Here is a 15,319-nt window from a genome sequence, read left to right as displayed (position 1 = left end):
GACCGGTTCTAGAGCAGTATTTCGCGCAACACGGCGTTGAGAACCGGGCGGCCCAGGGCCGTTACCCGCAGGTTATCCCCTGTTCGCGCCAGAAGGCCGTCCACGGTCAGTGCGTCGGCAGCCTGCTTGTCAATGATGGCGGACGCAGGGGCAGGCAGGGCTGAGAGCGCCACGCCCTCTTGCAGCCGCAGGCCCATGAGCATCATTTCCACGGCACGCGCGATGTTATCCACAGGTTCATCCACATCCAGGCCATGGCCGGTGCGTTCCACCTGCGTGAGCCAGCGCATCGGGTCGTCGTGGGCCTTGGTGGCATGCCACACCCCCTCGACAAGCAACCTGCCGTGGGCACCGGGACCAACAGCCGCGTAAGGCTGGCCCCGCCAGTAAACCAGGTTGTGGCGGCTTTCATCGCCGGGCCGCGCGTGGTTAGACACCTCGTAGGCCGCAAGGCCCGCCGCACTGCACAGCTCCTGCGTCACTTCGTACAGATGCGCCCCGACATCCTGGTCGGGCACCTGCAGCTTGCCCGCCGCATGGAGGGCGGCGAACGGCGTGCCCTCTTCAAGGGTGAGCTGGTAGAGCGACATGTGGCCTGCTGTGTAGGCAAGGGCAGTGGCAAGTTCGGCGCGCCAGTTGTCAACTGTTTGATGCGGGCGGGCATAGATGAGATCAAATGAGATGCGCTCAAACGTAGTGCGCGCCAGCGCCACAGCCGCCAGCGCTTCGTCAGCCGTATGCAATCGGCCCAGAGCCTTGAGGCTTTTGTCGTCCAGCGCCTGAACGCCCAGCGACACGCGGTTGACGCCTGCTGCGCGATAGCCGCGAAAGCGCTCAGCCTCGACGCTGGTGGGATTGGCCTCCAGCGTTATTTCCGCCTGCGGGTCCACCGCCCACCGCGCGGCAATCGCGTCGAGCACCGTTTCAACGCTTGCAACATCCATCAGGGAGGGCGTGCCGCCGCCGAAAAAGATGCTGGTCACCGTGCGGTCCGGCATACGCTGCGCCATGGTGGCAAGTTCGCGGGCAAGCGCTTTTGCGTAGCGGGCCTGATCGACGCCCTGCTTTACGTGACTGTTGAAATCGCAATACGGGCATTTGGCCTGACAGAACGGCCAGTGCACATAAACGCCAAACGCGTCATTTGTGGCGTCAGCTACGCGCGGGCTGTGCGAAGCAGGCGTCAATGAGCTGTTCAAAGGCATCTGCACGGTGGGAGATTGCATGTTTCGCCGCCGGGTCCATCTCGCCAAAGGTTTTTGTGTGTCCGTTGGGCACGAACACGGGATCATACCCGAAACCGCGCGTGCCGCGCCCCGGCCACACAAGCGTTCCCGCCACGGAACCTTCAAATGTTTCCATGTGACCGTCGGGCCAGGCCAACGTCAGGGCACACACAAAGCTGGCGGCGCGGTTGCCGCCGGGTCCGCCGTTACGGGCGCAGACCTCTTTTTCGACGCGCGTCATTGCCGCATCAAAATCCCGCCCGCCCGGCATTTGCGCCCAGCGCGCAGAATAAATGCCAGGCTCGCCGTCAAGCGCCTCGACTGCAAGCCCCGAATCATCCGACAGCGCGGGCATGTCGGCAGCCGTTGCTGCTGCCAACGCCTTGAGTTCGGCATTGGCCCTGAATGTCGTGCCGGTTTCTTCGGGTTCGGGCAGGTCCAGCTCGCTGGCCGACACGGTTTCCACACCGAAGGGCTTGAGCAGATCACGGATTTCCGTGACCTTGCCTTCGTTGTGGCTGGCGACCACCAGCTTTGAAGCCGAAAAGCGGCGATGCGGCAGCGGGGGCTGCATGGCTCAGGCCACCGCCTGCTTTTGCATTTCCACCAGATCACGGATAGAGGCTTTGGCGAGGCCCATAAGGTCCTTGAACTGTTCTTCCGTGAACGGATCACCCTCGGCGGTGCCCTGAATCTCGACAATACCGCCGGCGCCGGTCATGACGAAGTTTGCGTCGGTGTCGGCGGTTGAATCCTCGTCGTAGTCCAGATCAGACACAGGCATGCCCTGATAGATGCCACAGGAAATGGCCGCCACATGATCTTTCAGTGGTATCTCTGAAATCATGTCGCGCTCTTTCATCCATGAAAAACACTGGTGCAGGGCGACCCATGCACCCGTTATGGATGCGGTGCGGGTGCCGCCATCGGCCTGAAGAACATCGCAATCTACCGACACCTGACGTTCGCCCATGGCACCCAGGTCCACCACAGCGCGCAGGGAACGGCCAATTAGCCGCTGGATTTCCTGCGTGCGGCCGGACTGCTTGCCTGTCGATGCTTCACGGCGCATACGCTCGCCTGTGGCGCGCGGCAGCATACCGTATTCAGCCGTCACCCAGCCGCGTCCTGAGTTGCGCAGAAATGGCGGCACGCGTTCTTCAAGGCTGGCGGTGACCAGCACATGGGTGTCACCAAAGCGCACAAGGCATGAGCCTTCCGCGTGTTTGGAAAAACCCGGCTCGAAAGAGACAGAACGCATTTGATCGGGGCGGCGGCCAGACGGGCGCATGGGCACTCCAGTGCTTTGGGGAAAATGTCGGACCTGTCCTATCGCCGCGACGCCGCACTCGCAAGCCCTTCACAAAATTGACGTTGGATGAGGGTGTTCCTAGATTCAGTGTCATAGTGCGCCAAAGCTGCAGGTGCGCCGCCTGCCGGCAGTTTTCTTTTTCACAGGTCTGATAGATGCCCGATGGCCCCAATACGCTGCTCGACCTCAACCAGCGCTCGCGCGAGGTTTTTCGGCAGCTTGTGGAAACCTATCTGGCCACCGGCGACCCCGTGGGCTCGCGCACGCTCTCCAAGGCGGGTTCCAGGACCGGCGGTGTAACGCTGTCGCCTGCCTCGATCCGCAATGTGATGGCGGACCTCGAAGAACTGGGGCTTTTGTCGTCGCCGCATACATCCGCCGGGCGGATGCCGACAGAGGCAGGTTTGCGGCTGTTTGTGGATGCGCTGTTGCAGGTGGGCGACCTCACCGATGATGAACGCGCGGGCATTGAAAGCCAGTTGTCCGGCTCCAATCGGACCGCTGACGGCCCGCTGGCGCAGGTATCACAGACCCTCTCCGGCCTGTCGCACTGCGCGGGCCTGGTGGTGGCGCCCAAACGTCAGGCGCGGCTCAAGCAGCTTGAGTTTGTGCCGGTGTCGCCGGGGCAGACGCTGGCCGTCATCGTGTTTGAGGACGGCTCGGTTGAAAACCGCATCATTGATACGCCGCGCGACATGCCTGCGTCGTCGCTGACGATGGCCTCAAACTATCTCAACGCGCGCCTCAAGGGCCGCAACTTCGATGAAGCGCAAAGGCGTGTGCAGCAGGAAATTGACGCCCGCCGTGCCGAGCTTGATGAGCTGACCACCCGCGTGGTTGAGGCGGGGCTTGCGGTATGGTCCGGCACCGATGCCGTGTCCGGGTCTGCTGGCCGGTCGCTCATTGTGCGCGGGCGGGCCAACCTGCTGGAGGATGTGCAGGCGCAGGAAGACCTTGAGCGCGTACGCCGCCTGTTCAACGACCTTGAAACCAAGGAAGAGCTTCTGCAACTGCTCACGCTCGCCGAAGAGGCTGAAGGCGTGCGCATTTTCATCGGCTCTGAAACCAAGCTGTTTTCGCTGTCGGGCTCGTCCGTCATCGTGTCGCCCTACACCAATGCTGAAAACCAGATTGTGGGGGTTCTGGGCGTGGTGGGTCCGACGCGGCTTAACTATGCCCGCGTGATCCCGATTGTGGATTATACCGCTCGTCTGGTCACGCAACTGGTGCGGTGAGTCCACGCGATGCCGGGTTTATGGGGGTTGCCATACGCCGCCGCAGGCTCCAGATGAGGGCTCGGATTGTGTCGCGGCGACCCATTCGCGATATTTGAAACGGTAGATGCAACGACGATGAACAACCCCAAAGACCAAAATCCCGACGAAACACCTGACAGCGCTGATGCACCCGGCGCGACCCCCGAACAGGCTGCCCCGGATGATGCACACGACACACCGTGGGCACAGGACGATGCGCCGGAGGCCGTCGGGCCGGACGCCCGCATTGCCGAGCTTGAAGCGCAGGTAAGCGACCTCACGGACCGGTTGCTGCGCGCGGTGGCAGACGCTGAAAACACCCGCAAGCGTGCCGAGCGCGACAAGCAGGATGCCAGCAAATATGCCGTCACCAGCTTTGCCCGCGACGTACTGAGCGTTGGCGACAATATGCGCCGCGCCATCGACACATTGTCAGACGACGACAAAAAGGGCGTGCCTGATCCGATCCGCAATCTCATTGAGGGTGTGGAAATGACCGAGCGCGAGTTCTTGTCGGTGATGGAGCGCCACGGCGTCAAAGCCATCGACCCCAAAGGCGAGAAGTTCGATCCCAACCTGCATCAGGCCATGTTTGAAGCGCCCGACCCCACACAGCCCGCCGGCACGGTGATGGAAGTGGTCGCAACCGGCTACATCATCGGCGACCGGTTGCTGCGCCCGGCCATGGTGGGCGTCTCCAAGGGCGGCCCCGCGGTAGCCCCCAAATCGGATGCAGCTGACACCCCCGCAGCGACGGACACACCGGACGCTGCAAAAGGCGGTGACGACAAGCCAACGCCGGGTTCCAAGATCGACACCAAGGCTTAGCGGCCTGAACCTTTAACCGCCCCTGTCTCCCCGCGACTTGATCGCGGGGCCCAGGGCTACCTGGCTACATGCTTACGTGTCGCCCCTGGATTCCGCGTTCCAGTCGCGGAAAGGCACGTTGGGGGGCAGCACTCCCTCATCACCGTACGCAAAGCGCCCGCTTTAGAGTACCCGCAGCTTGTCGCTGCCGTTGACAAGTTCAATATTGCTAAAGTCGGCGCGTCCGGGGATGCGCTGAAACAGGCTATTGGCGATAAACCACACCCGCACCACGCGTTCGGGCGGTGCGCCCATATACTTCTCATAGTCCGTATACAGATTGCGTGTTTCGCTCAGCCATTGCCCAAGCTCGCGCTCGCCTGAGCGGATCACCACATGAAACTCCCGGTCTTTCCAGGTGGGCAGCGGGCACCAGTAGGAATGCCCCACTGGCAGGTCGCGGCTCCAGTAGTAGGTAATATCGCGGCCATTCTCGAACTCGACGGCAATCGAGATGTAGTCATGGCTGGCGGCTGTGTCTTCGGGCAGGGCTGACGGCAGCGCATCCACCTTCCAGTCCCAGGAAATTTCTGTTTCCGGCGTCAACGCAAAGGGTGTTTCCTTTTGCAGGATGCCGACATTCTTGTCCGTATGGCAGTGGATGCATGGCTTGCCGGTCTCGCTGACGGATTGATCCGTATAGATATTGTTCTGTCCCAGAAACCAAAGGTGGTTCCAGCCTTCCGGCGGGGTGTCAGGCTCAGCGAGACGCTGACGCTCGGCTGCAACAAGCGCCGACACCTCACCTGACGCGCTGCCTGCCGCACCCCCGGACGCCATGGCAGCCAGCCCGTCGGCAGCACTGCCGCGCCACCTGATCGCCAGCACAGTGAACTCGCCGTCCGCGCCCTCATAGGCGTTGAGGTCCGGCAGCATACGGCCCTGCTTGTCAGAGAACTGACCGGGAAACTGACCACCCAGATACAGCCTGCCGCCGGTCGCATCTGTTTTGGATGCCCGCACCGTCATGGTTTCGCGGCTGCCATTGAAGACCTCGCCGGTTTCACCGATGCGCCCCCAGACCTGAAACTGCGGCCCGACCCAGATGTCGAGGCCCCGGCTCAGCCACAGCCGTCCGACCGACAGCAACGTCACTTCATCGCCGTCTTCCAGAACAATATCCGTGGACGTCCAGGGCATGCGCGCAGGCGGCAGGTCAATAAAGGCTGCTTCGGCAATCTGCGCTGCTGCTGCATCAATCAGTGGCTGTGCCTGTGTCCTGAACTGCTCGCTGGACATGGGCGGCTCGGCCTTGCCGTGCTTGCTGATATAGCGCCAGCGCTTGAAAGCCACGCCGATATCATGTGCTGCGCCCATTTGGTCTCTCCCGACTCTACTTCACGCTCGAGCCTAAAAGATCAGTTTGCGGATTGCATCAAGGCTTTGTCACCCGCCGCAAGGTGAGGTTGATGCGACCGCCGTCTTTCAGCAGGGTTGATGTGCCGGGGAACACGCGGTCGATGCCGTGGTAGGCGAGGCGGTTGTCACCGCCGATGAGCAGCACGTCGCCTGAGTGGAGTTTGAAGCTCTGAGTTTTGCTTTTGCGCTCCAGGCCGCCAAGCCGGAACGTGGCGGTGTCGCCCAGTGAGACGGAGAGAACCGGGGCGTCCAGTGCCTGTTCGTCTTCGTCGCGGTGCAGGCCCATACGGGCTTTGTCTGTGTAGAAATTGACCAGACAGCATTCCGGCGGTGCTTTGTAGCCGGTGGTCTCGTCCCAGAGATCCAGAAGCATCTGCGGAATGGCGGGCCACGGCCGCCCGGTGTCCGGGTGGGTTGGCTGATAGCGGTAGCCTGACCGGTCCGACACCCAGCCCAGAGGGCCGCAATTGGTCATGCGGACGGTCCACGGCTTGCCGGTGCGCGGCATGGTGGGCGTATAGAGCGGGGCGGCTCTCACAGTCTTACGCACGGCGGACACCATTGCCTTTTGGGCCCTCGTATCAAGATGGGCGCTGAGAAGGTCAACGCCGGGGGCGATTTTCGTTGAGGTCATCTGGCGGACGCTGCTGATTCACACAAATTGGGTGGAAAACCGGGCGGGCGGTGTTGCGGTGCACCACCCTGCTTCCTATATACACGGCTGAATTGGCGGGTCTTTTGGGACACGCTGCTCACTGGGTTCATCACGAGGGGACCCGCAGGGTCTAACACTTTGCCGTCAAGGCGCGTATAGACCCCGCAACACGGGCGCATCCGGTGCTTGAAAAGCAAGGCCGGAGCAGTCCTGGTCCGCCTAAACTAACGTGGAGACAAATAAAAATGGCGAAAGTCATCGGTATTGACCTTGGCACGACAAACTCGTGCATCGCGGTCATGGACGGGGCAAACCCGAAAGTTATTGAAAACTCGGAAGGCGCGCGCACAACGCCCTCCATGGTGGCTTTCACGGCAGACGGCGAACGTCTGACCGGCCAACCGGCCAAACGCCAGGCGGTCACCAACCCTGAAAATACATTGTTTGCGATCAAGCGGCTGATCGGCCGCCGGATTTCTGATCCGACGGTGCAAAAAGACAAAAAGATGGTGCCCTACTCCATTGTTGAGGCCGACAATGGTGCTGCATGGGTGGAAGCCCATGGCGAGAAATATTCACCGCAGCAGATTTCGGCTTTCATTCTGCAGAAAATGAAAGAAACCGCTGAGAGCTATCTTGGCGAAAAAGTCGAGCAGGCGGTGATTACCGTTCCTGCCTATTTCGACGACGCCCAGCGACAGGCCACAAAAGACGCCGGCAAAATCGCCGGCCTCGAAGTGCTGCGCATCATCAACGAGCCGACGGCCGCCGCCCTGGCCTACGGGCTGGACAAGGGCGAAGGGCAGACGATTGCCGTTTATGACCTTGGCGGCGGTACGTTTGACGTGTCCATTCTTGAAATCGGCGACGGCGTATTTGAAGTGAAGTCCACCAACGGGGACACGTTCCTGGGCGGTGAAGACTTCGACATGCTGCTGGTTGATTTTCTGGCCGCAGAGTTCAAGAAGGACAACGGCATTGACCTCAAGGGCGACAAGCTGGCCCTGCAGCGCCTCAAGGAAGCCGCTGAAAAAGCCAAGATTGAGCTGTCATCGGCCACCCAGACCGAAGTGAACCTGCCGTTCATCACCGCTGATGCATCCGGCCCCAAGCACCTGACCATGAAGCTGACCCGCGCCAAGCTGGAGCAGCTCGTGGACAAGCTGGTGCAGCGCACGGTTGACCCGTGCAAGAAGGCACTGGAAGACGCGGGCCTCAAGGCATCGGACATCGACGAGGTTGTGCTCGTTGGCGGCATGACGCGGATGCCGAAAATCCAGGAAGTGGTGCAGAAGTTCTTTGGCAAGGAACCGCATAAGGGTGTGAACCCGGATGAGGTTGTGGCCATGGGCGCCGCCATTCAGGCGGGCGTGTTGCAGGGCGACGTCAAGGACGTGCTGCTGCTCGACGTGACGCCGCTGTCGCTTGGCATTGAAACGCTGGGCGGTGTATTCACGCGCCTCATCGAGCGCAATACGACGATCCCCACCAAAAAGGCTCAGACCTTCTCGACCGCCGAGGACAACCAGAACGCGGTGACCATCCGCGTGTTCCAGGGCGAGCGCGAAATGGCGGCGGACAACAAGATCCTCGGGCAGTTCGACCTTGTGGGCATTCCGCCCGCACCGCGCGGGGTGCCACAGGTGGAAGTGGCGTTCGACATTGATGCCAACGGTATTGTGAATGTGACCGCCAAGGACAAGGCCACCGGCAAGGAGCAGGCAATCCGCATTCAGGCATCTTCGGGTCTGTCAGACGCTGACATCGACGCGATGGTGAAGGATGCGGAAAGCCACGCTGAAGACGACAAGAAGCGTCGCGAAATGGTTGAAGCCCGCAACAATGCGGAAGCCCTGGTTCATTCCACCGAAAAAGCGATGGAAGAAAACGGCGACAAAGTGGACGCCGAAACCAAGGAAACCATTGAAACCGCGATTGCCGACGTCAAGACGGCCCTTGAAGGCGACGACCCCGAAGCCATCAAGACCAAGGCTGCGGAACTGGCCCAGGCAAGCATGAAACTTGGTGAAGCCATGTATGCGGCAAGCCAGGCCGAGCAGGCCAACGCGGATGCGGCCGCAGACGCCATGTCTGAAGCAGCGTCATCGGGTAAATCTGACGGTGATGACGTGGTTGATGCCGACTTCACTGAAGTTGATGACGACGCCAACAAGAAGGACGGCACGGCGTAACGCGCCCTGCGCTCCCCACGGGACAAGGCCCGGCGCTACCTCTGTGCAGTGCCGGGCCGATTTCCTCCCGCGAGGAGATAACGATCCGCATACGGATATTCCAAGCAAATGGCCAAGCGCGATTTTTACGAGATACTGGGCGTTGAGCGAACCGCGGACGCCGCGGCGCTCAAATCTGCCTATCGTCAGCTCGCAAAGAAGTTTCACCCGGACCAGAACCGCGACAACCCTGATGCTGAGGCCAAGTTCAAGGAACTGAACGAGGCCTATGATGCCCTCAAGGATCCGCAGAGCCGAGCGGCCTATGACAGGTTTGGCCATCAGGCGTTTGAAAACGGCAGCCCCGGCGGGCCGGGTGCGCCGGGCGGTCCCGGCTTCGGACAGGACTTCGCGTCGTCCATGTCGGATATTTTTGACGATCTTTTCGGCGAGTTCATGGGCGGACAGGGCCAGCGCGGCGGCGGGCGACGCTCAGGCGGGCGCACACGCGGCGCTGACCTTCGCTACAACATGGAAGTCAGCCTGACAGAGGCGTATGAAGGCAAGACAGCGCAAATCCGCGTGCCGACAGCAGTCGCCTGCGATACATGTTCCGGGTCCGGAGCAAAAAAAGGTACTTCGCCGTCCACCTGCGGCATGTGCCAGGGTGCAGGCAAAGTGCGGGCCTCGCAGGGCTTTTTCACGGTTGAGCGCACCTGCCCGACCTGCGGTGGACGTGGCGAGGTCATTCAGGAGCCCTGCGACGCGTGCAACGGCGCAGGCCGCACGGAAAAAGAGCGTACCCTGCAAGTCAACATTCCCTCAGGCGTGGAAGACGGCACGCGCATCAGGCTTGCCGGTGAAGGCGAAGCGGGGATGCGCGGCGGACCCGCGGGCGATCTCTACATTTTCCTGTCGATAAAGCCGCATCAGTTCTTCCAGCGCGACGGGGCGGATCTTTTCTGCCGCGTGCCGATCTCGATGCCGACAGCCGCGCTGGGCGGCGAAATTGAAGTGCCTTCTCTCAAGGGGGCGCGGGTAAAGGTGAAGGTTCCCGAAGGCACCCAGAGCGGCAAGCAGTTCCGCCTCAAGGGCAAGGGTATGCCGGTGCTGCGCTCCTCGCAGCATGGCGATCTGTACATTCAGGTGACGGTGGAAACACCGATGAATCTCACCAAAAAACAGAAAAAACTGCTCGAAGAGTTCCAGAGCGAATCCAGCGACAAGACGAGCCCTGAATCCACCGGCTTCTTTTCGCGGGTCAAAGAGTTTTTGAATGGGGCCGGCAGCTAGGGTTTGCCGATCGGGACGGGCCTGATACAAGGCGCGTCAGCGCCCCTTCCCCACGGACCTCAGCCGATGAGTACGTTATCCATAGTTGTGACAGGTGCCGCCGGACGCATGGGCCGCGCGCTGATTGAGGCTGTGCAGGCAACAGATGACTGCCGGATCTCTGGCGCGCTGGAATATGCCGGTCATGCGGACCTTGGCAAGGACGCCGGTGTGCTCGCGGGCGTGGGCGAAATTGGCGTTCCGATCACCGATGATGCACTGCCTGCGTTCGCGTCAGCCCATGCGGTACTTGATTTCACCACACCTGATGCAACCGTTGATTTTGCGGATCTCGCCGCACAGGCGCGCATTGTTCATGTGATCGGCACCACCGGCTTTGGCGCCGAGCATGAAACCCGTCTGGCCGCTGCGGCCCGACACGCAACTCTGGTGCGCGCGGGCAACATGTCGCTGGGCGTCAATCTGCTGGCCGCGCTTACAAAACGGGTGGCGCAGGCGCTGGATGCGGACTGGGACATTGAAATTGTCGAGATGCATCACCGGCACAAGGTGGATGCGCCATCGGGCACAGCCTTGATGCTGGGTGATGCTGCCGCTGCCGGGCGCGGTGTTGCGCTGGATGACGTGGCTGATCGTGGTCGTGACGGCCAGACCGGCGAACGCACACGCGGCGACATCGGCTTTGCAGCCCTGCGCGGCGGCTCGGTCGTGGGCGATCACTCGGCGATTTTTGCAGGCGAAAAAGAACGCATTGTGCTGTCCCACATTGCAGAGGACCGCTCGATATTTGCCCGCGGTGCCGTCAAGGCGGCGCAATGGGGGCAAGGAAAAGGCCCCGGTACTTTTTCCATGCTGGATGTGCTCGGCCTCTCAGACTTTTGAAGCATTTTTATCCTTATACGGAGTAATGACGTGGCTCATACGCTTGTGCTGGTCCGCCATGGCCAGAGCGAATGGAACAAGAAGAACCTGTTTACCGGGTGGCGCGACGTGGAGCTGACCGAGCAGGGCCGCAAGGAGGCGCGCGAGGCTGGCGAGCTGATGAAAGCTGCGGGCTACAGGTTTGATGTGGCGTTTACGTCCGGTCTCAAGCGAGCACAGGAAACCAACGCGCTGGCGCTTGAGGCTCTTGGCCAGCGCGACCTTCCCATCATTGAGAACGAAGCGCTGAACGAGCGTGATTACGGCGACCTGGCGGGCCTCAACAAGGACGATGCCCGCGAAAAATGGGGCGAAGAACAAGTGCATATCTGGCGGCGCTCGTTCGACATTCCCCCTCCCGGCGGCGAGAGCCTGAAAATGACGGCTGAACGTGTGCTGCCCTATTTTGACGCAGAAATCATGCCGCGCGTACTCAAGGGTGAGCGGGTGCTGGTGGCCGCGCATGGCAACTCCCTGCGGGCCCTCGTCATGCAGCTTGATGATCTGGGTCCCGACGAAATTGTCGAGGTCAATATTGCGACCGGCGTTCCCATTGCCTATGAGCTGGATGATGCGGGCAAGGTGTTGTCAAAGAAAGTGCTGGTGGACCGCGACTACTCGTAGGCCGCCAGTTGCGCGGCAGCAACCATGCCGTCGCGGCGGCGCAGTTGAGCCTTTGCAAAGGCGTCTGCAAAGCTTTCGCGTTCATCGTCAGGCAGAAACCGGCCCAGCTCCACCCAGTGGGATTTTGATTTCATACGCAGCATTCGCCCGCGCGCCGTGGCGGTGATGGTAGCACGGGCCCATGCAGGCTCAAAAGACCATCTTTGGATTTTGCCGGATGGGTGGACGCGTTCAATGGACAGTTCCGTATCGGTAAGGCGCACATGTTCGATCATGCGGCCTGCCCTGTAGTTCATGCGGAACGCCCAATAGATGAGCAGGACGTCGAGACCAAAAAACCCGAACACCGGCCACGCGCCCATCAGCAGGAAGGCGCCACCGGCGACGAAGCTGATGAGGCCGATGGCGACCATCACCGCCAGAAAGCCTTTGGGGGGCAGCGAGCGATGCGGGTGCAGCACGGCATCAAAATAGACGTGGTCTGGTGAGGTATCGGACATACCCAAAACCTAGGGCGCGGCCCCGGTGCGTGCCAACTGGGCGCGGCCAGATGCCGCAAGGTGACATGCCGTTGCCCGGGAAGGTGCAGGTGCCAGTGCGGTGCAGCTCGGCTAGAGTTACGTCCATGAAGCCCGAAATCCGCGAAGAGCTTTTCAGGCTCTTTGAAGCGCAAAACCCGAACCCCGAAACGGAGCTTGAGTACTCAAGCACCTATACGTTGCTGGTGGCCGTTGTGCTGTCGGCGCAGGCTACGGATGTGGGTGTCAACAAGGCAACGGGGCCGTTGTTTGCGGTGGCCGATACGCCGGAAAAGATTGTCGCGCTGGGGGAAGCCAAAGTGCGCGACTACATCAAGACGATCGGCCTGTATCGCACCAAGGCCAAAAACGTGATCGCGCTGTCGCAGCAGCTTTTGACCCAACATGGTGGCAAGGTTCCGCAAAGCCGCGAGGCGCTGGAAGCGTTGCCGGGGGTGGGGCGCAAGACTGCCAACGTGGTGCTCAACGTGGCGTTTGGCGAAGAGACCATGGCGGTGGACACGCATATTTTCCGACTGTCCAACCGGCTTGGGCTGGCGCCGGGCAAAACCCCGCTTGAGGTTGAGCTCAAGCTCAACAAGCGTATTCCCAAGGCGTATCGGCAGCACGCACATCACTGGCTGATCCTGCATGGACGGTACATCTGCAAGGCGCGCAAGCCTGAATGCCCCGCCTGCTATGTGTCGGATTTGTGCAGCTTCAAGGCCAAAACGACTATGGAAGCACCAACAGCGAAAGTACCGGCGAAGCCGAAAGCCCGACCGAAGAAGCGTGGCTAGGCCTGAGGTGTATTGACCACTTCGCGCAGACAGGCCGACACATCTGCACTGCCGCCGGACAAGCGACGGGCGTCCACGTGGGCAGACCGAACAAGACCGCCCTCCCCTTCATAGAAGAAAATGAGCACGGCGCAGGTGGTGCCTGAGTAGCGCCAGATCCGCGCGTCACCGTCATGGCCCTTGAATGCGGGGGCACCCAACGCCTGTTCAACGGCCTGGGGTGTGGCATCCATCAGGCTTAGCGGACTTGGTGCTGGGCGGAGCAAAGCCGTGCGCTGGGGCGCAGGTGCCGTCAGACTGGATTGGGGGCCTGACGCCGTGGGCGCGGCACATGCCGTAACCGTCAACGCCAGCGCGGCTGAAACAAAAAGTCTAGACCGCACCGGGCGTTCCTTTGGCTGCATCTTTTGCCATTATCCGGTGCAGCACATGCACCATGAAGGCGGTCCCGAACAGTGGCACCAGAATGTTGATGAAAGGTATCGCCAGCACACCGGCCACCACCATGCCGGCCAGAAAAACCCGACCGGAATGGCGCCTGCGCAGGGTTTTGATCTGGGCCGGTGGATAGTGACGCACGGCAGCGGCCTCAAAAAACTCACGGCCGAGCAAAAAGCCGTTGACGATGAGGAAGATAACAAAGCCAAGGCCCGGCAGCAAAAAGACCAGCGGCAGCGCGAGCAGGTTGACGCCCAGGAGCACAAACAACGCCTTTAGGCCGAGCCATATTCCCTCAAAAATGCCCTGCTCGCGGGGGCCGGACTCTGCGGGGTAATGGCGTGTTTCTACCGCCGTTGCGACCTCATCCTGAAACAGCGGAATGAAAATGGCCGTCACCGGGATGACCAGAAAGATCAGCGCAATAATCACCAGCGCGTCGATTAACACATCGATGATCGTGTCGGCCCAGGCAATGCCCAGATTGGGAATGAAACCCGTGCCCCACAGGCCCAGCGCCCCCAGCGTGACCAGCAACAGTATTGTCATGCCCAGCGACCGCCACAGGATGCTGCGGAACGGGCGCGAGAATATCTGCGACAGGGTTTTGCCGAATGCACCAATCATTAGGCGCGCACCATGCCCCAAAGCGGGGCCGGGTAAAAGTGACTGTTTCAGGGTGTTTGTCATATTTGCGCATGGGCCAGGTGGCTGGCCCTTGGCCCTTCGCCTTTGTGCAGCCTATAGTCGCGCCGACTTTCCAGTATCAAAATCCGTTTCCCTAATTTGAAAGTGACACCGCCCATGAGTGCGCCAGAGTTTCACGTTGCCGGACTGGGCAACGCCATTGTTGATGTGCTGAGCCACGCAGATGACAACTTTCTTGTCGCGCATGGTGTCGAGAAAGGCGCGATGACGCTGGTGGACGAAGCGCGCGCGACCCAGCTTTACGATGCGCTGGGGCAGACGGTGCAGGTATCCGGCGGGTCCGCCGCCAATACCATTGCGGGCGTGGCTTCGCTTGGCGGCAAGGCCGCGTTTCTTGGCAAGGTCCGCAACGATCAGTTGGGCACGGCCTTCACCCACGATATCCGCTCGCTGGGGGTTCACTTCGATACCGCTCCGGCGGACCGGGGGCCGGCGACGGGGCGCTGCTTCATCCTGGTAACGCCGGATGCTCAGCGCTCGATGAGCACATATCTGGGCGCGGCGCAGGACCTGACGCCTGCGGATGTGGACCCGGAGGTGATCTCGCGCTCCGCAATTACATTCCTTGAAGGCTATTTGTGGGACCCGCCCGCCGCAAAAGAGGCGTTTTTGAAGGCCGCGCAAATTGCCCACGATGCAGATCGTCAGGTGGCGCTCACCCTGTCTGACTCGTTTTGCGTTGATCGCTACCGCGATGAGTTCCGCAAGCTGGTGAAGGACGACATCGACATTCTGTTTGCCAACGAGGACGAGATCATTTCGCTGTATCAGGTGAAAACCTTCGATGAAGCGCTGCAGGCGGTGCGTGGAGACGCCCGCGTCGCCGCCCTCACGCGTTCGGAAGCAGGCTCGGTTATTGTGGTGGACGGGGAAGTGCACGTTGTGGACGCCGAGAAGCCTTCTGCACTGGTGGACACCACCGGCGCGGGCGATCAGTTCGCGGCCGGGTTCCTCACCGGGTGGGCCACCGGACGGCCTGCGGCCGAGTGCGGGCGCATGGGGTCGATCTGTGCGTCAGAAGTGATTTCGCATATGGGCCCACGGCCCGAAGTGGTGCTTGCAGAGCTGGTTGCCTCAAAAGGCCTGTGAATCGTTTAGACACGCGCGGGATAGCAAACAGCGAATCTTGATAGTTCCGGAAACGGAACAATCAGCCTTGTGAATCAATGTA

16 protein-coding genes are annotated in these 15,319 nt (G+C 61.1%); 8 read left to right on the top strand and 8 right to left on the bottom strand.

What is annotated here, in order from left to right:
- Positions 1-8: 8 nt before the first annotated feature.
- Genes hemW through rph form a run of 3 tightly spaced genes read right to left on the bottom strand, consistent with a single transcriptional unit; the run spans position 9 to position 2,517 of the window.
- Positions 9-1,205, bottom strand: a complete 1,197-nt coding sequence (gene hemW, locus RIB87_RS06720) for a radical SAM family heme chaperone HemW (RefSeq protein ID WP_502943227.1) — start codon at positions 1,203-1,205, stop codon at positions 9-11.
- Positions 1,153-1,800, bottom strand: a complete 648-nt coding sequence (rdgB, locus tag RIB87_RS06715) for an RdgB/HAM1 family non-canonical purine NTP pyrophosphatase (protein WP_350144836.1) — start codon at positions 1,798-1,800, stop codon at positions 1,153-1,155. Before rdgB ends, hemW begins: the two co-directional genes overlap by 53 nt.
- Positions 1,801-1,803: 3 nt before the next feature.
- Positions 1,804-2,517, bottom strand: coding sequence for a ribonuclease PH (gene rph, locus RIB87_RS06710; protein ID WP_350144834.1), 714 nt, complete (start codon positions 2,515-2,517; stop codon positions 1,804-1,806).
- 176 nt (positions 2,518-2,693) lie between these two features.
- On the opposite strand from rph, the gene hrcA reads away from it, so the two are divergent.
- Together hrcA and grpE are read left to right on the top strand one after the other, a co-directional pair.
- Positions 2,694-3,773, top strand: a complete 1,080-nt coding sequence (gene hrcA / locus RIB87_RS06705) for a heat-inducible transcriptional repressor HrcA (protein WP_350144832.1) — start codon at positions 2,694-2,696, stop codon at positions 3,771-3,773.
- A gap of 117 nt (positions 3,774-3,890) precedes the next feature.
- A complete protein-coding gene (grpE, locus tag RIB87_RS06700) occupies positions 3,891-4,622 on the top strand; it encodes a nucleotide exchange factor GrpE (protein WP_350144830.1) in 732 nt (243 codons plus the stop codon).
- Between the two features lie 162 nt (positions 4,623-4,784).
- Here grpE and RIB87_RS06695 read toward each other — a convergent pair whose 3' ends face one another.
- Positions 4,785-5,978: a DUF3047 domain-containing protein gene (locus RIB87_RS06695; protein WP_350144828.1), complete on the bottom strand. Its 1,194-nt coding sequence runs from the start codon at positions 5,976-5,978 to the stop codon at positions 4,785-4,787.
- A 58-nt stretch (positions 5,979-6,036) separates the two neighbouring features.
- Positions 6,037-6,654 (bottom strand): alpha-ketoglutarate-dependent dioxygenase AlkB family protein, encoded by a 618-nt coding sequence (locus RIB87_RS06690; RefSeq protein ID WP_350144826.1) that lies wholly within the window; start codon positions 6,652-6,654, stop codon positions 6,037-6,039.
- 266 nt (positions 6,655-6,920) lie between these two features.
- Here RIB87_RS06690 and dnaK point away from each other — a divergent pair, with 266 nt between their 5' ends.
- The 4 genes from dnaK (at position 6,921) to RIB87_RS06670 (ending at position 11,684) form a co-directional block, all read left to right on the top strand.
- A complete protein-coding gene (gene dnaK / locus RIB87_RS06685) occupies positions 6,921-8,867 on the top strand; it encodes a molecular chaperone DnaK (protein WP_350144824.1) in 1,947 nt (648 codons plus the stop codon).
- 108 nt (positions 8,868-8,975) lie between these two features.
- Entirely contained in the window at positions 8,976-10,139 is a 1,164-nt protein-coding gene (gene dnaJ / locus RIB87_RS06680; RefSeq protein ID WP_350144822.1) for a molecular chaperone DnaJ, read from the top strand.
- Positions 10,140-10,205: 66 nt separating this feature from the next.
- Positions 10,206-11,021, top strand: a complete 816-nt coding sequence (gene dapB / locus RIB87_RS06675; protein ID WP_350144820.1) for a 4-hydroxy-tetrahydrodipicolinate reductase — start codon at positions 10,206-10,208, stop codon at positions 11,019-11,021.
- Positions 11,022-11,051: 30 nt separating this feature from the next.
- The gene (locus RIB87_RS06670) at positions 11,052-11,684 is read left to right on the top strand and encodes a 2,3-bisphosphoglycerate-dependent phosphoglycerate mutase (protein WP_350144818.1); all 633 of its coding nucleotides are present in this window, start codon (positions 11,052-11,054) and stop codon (positions 11,682-11,684) included.
- On the opposite strand, the gene RIB87_RS06665 is transcribed toward RIB87_RS06670, so the two are convergent.
- Positions 11,675-12,184 carry a DUF2244 domain-containing protein gene (locus RIB87_RS06665; protein WP_350144816.1) on the bottom strand — a complete coding sequence of 170 codons (510 nt, stop codon included), beginning with the start codon at positions 12,182-12,184 and terminating at the stop codon, positions 11,675-11,677. The genes RIB87_RS06670 and RIB87_RS06665 overlap by 10 nt on opposite strands.
- Positions 12,185-12,234: 50 nt before the next feature.
- On the opposite strand from RIB87_RS06665, the gene nth reads away from it, so the two are divergent.
- Positions 12,235-13,002, top strand: coding sequence for an endonuclease III (gene nth, locus RIB87_RS06660; protein ID WP_350144814.1), 768 nt, complete (start codon positions 12,235-12,237; stop codon positions 13,000-13,002).
- Here nth and RIB87_RS06655 read toward each other — a convergent pair.
- Positions 12,999-13,235 carry a hypothetical protein gene (locus tag RIB87_RS06655; RefSeq protein ID WP_350144812.1) on the bottom strand — a complete coding sequence of 79 codons (237 nt, stop codon included), beginning with the start codon at positions 13,233-13,235 and terminating at the stop codon, positions 12,999-13,001. The two genes, nth and RIB87_RS06655, sit on opposite strands and share 4 nt — an antisense overlap.
- Before the next feature lie 139 nt (positions 13,236-13,374).
- Positions 13,375-14,067: an EI24 domain-containing protein gene (locus tag RIB87_RS06650; protein WP_350144810.1), complete on the bottom strand. Its 693-nt coding sequence runs from the start codon at positions 14,065-14,067 to the stop codon at positions 13,375-13,377.
- Between the two features lie 177 nt (positions 14,068-14,244).
- On the opposite strand from RIB87_RS06650, the gene RIB87_RS06645 reads away from it, so the two are divergent.
- Positions 14,245-15,237, top strand: a complete 993-nt coding sequence (locus tag RIB87_RS06645) for an adenosine kinase (RefSeq protein WP_350144808.1) — start codon at positions 14,245-14,247, stop codon at positions 15,235-15,237.
- Positions 15,238-15,319: the final 82 nt, after the last annotated feature.

Origin of the sequence: Pyruvatibacter sp., assembly GCF_040219635.1 — a bacterium.
Taxonomy (GTDB): Bacteria; Pseudomonadota; Alphaproteobacteria; order CGMCC-115125; family CGMCC-115125; genus Pyruvatibacter.
The sequence above is the reverse complement of the archived record's forward strand: the minus strand, read 5'-3'. Positions and strand labels throughout refer to the sequence as shown.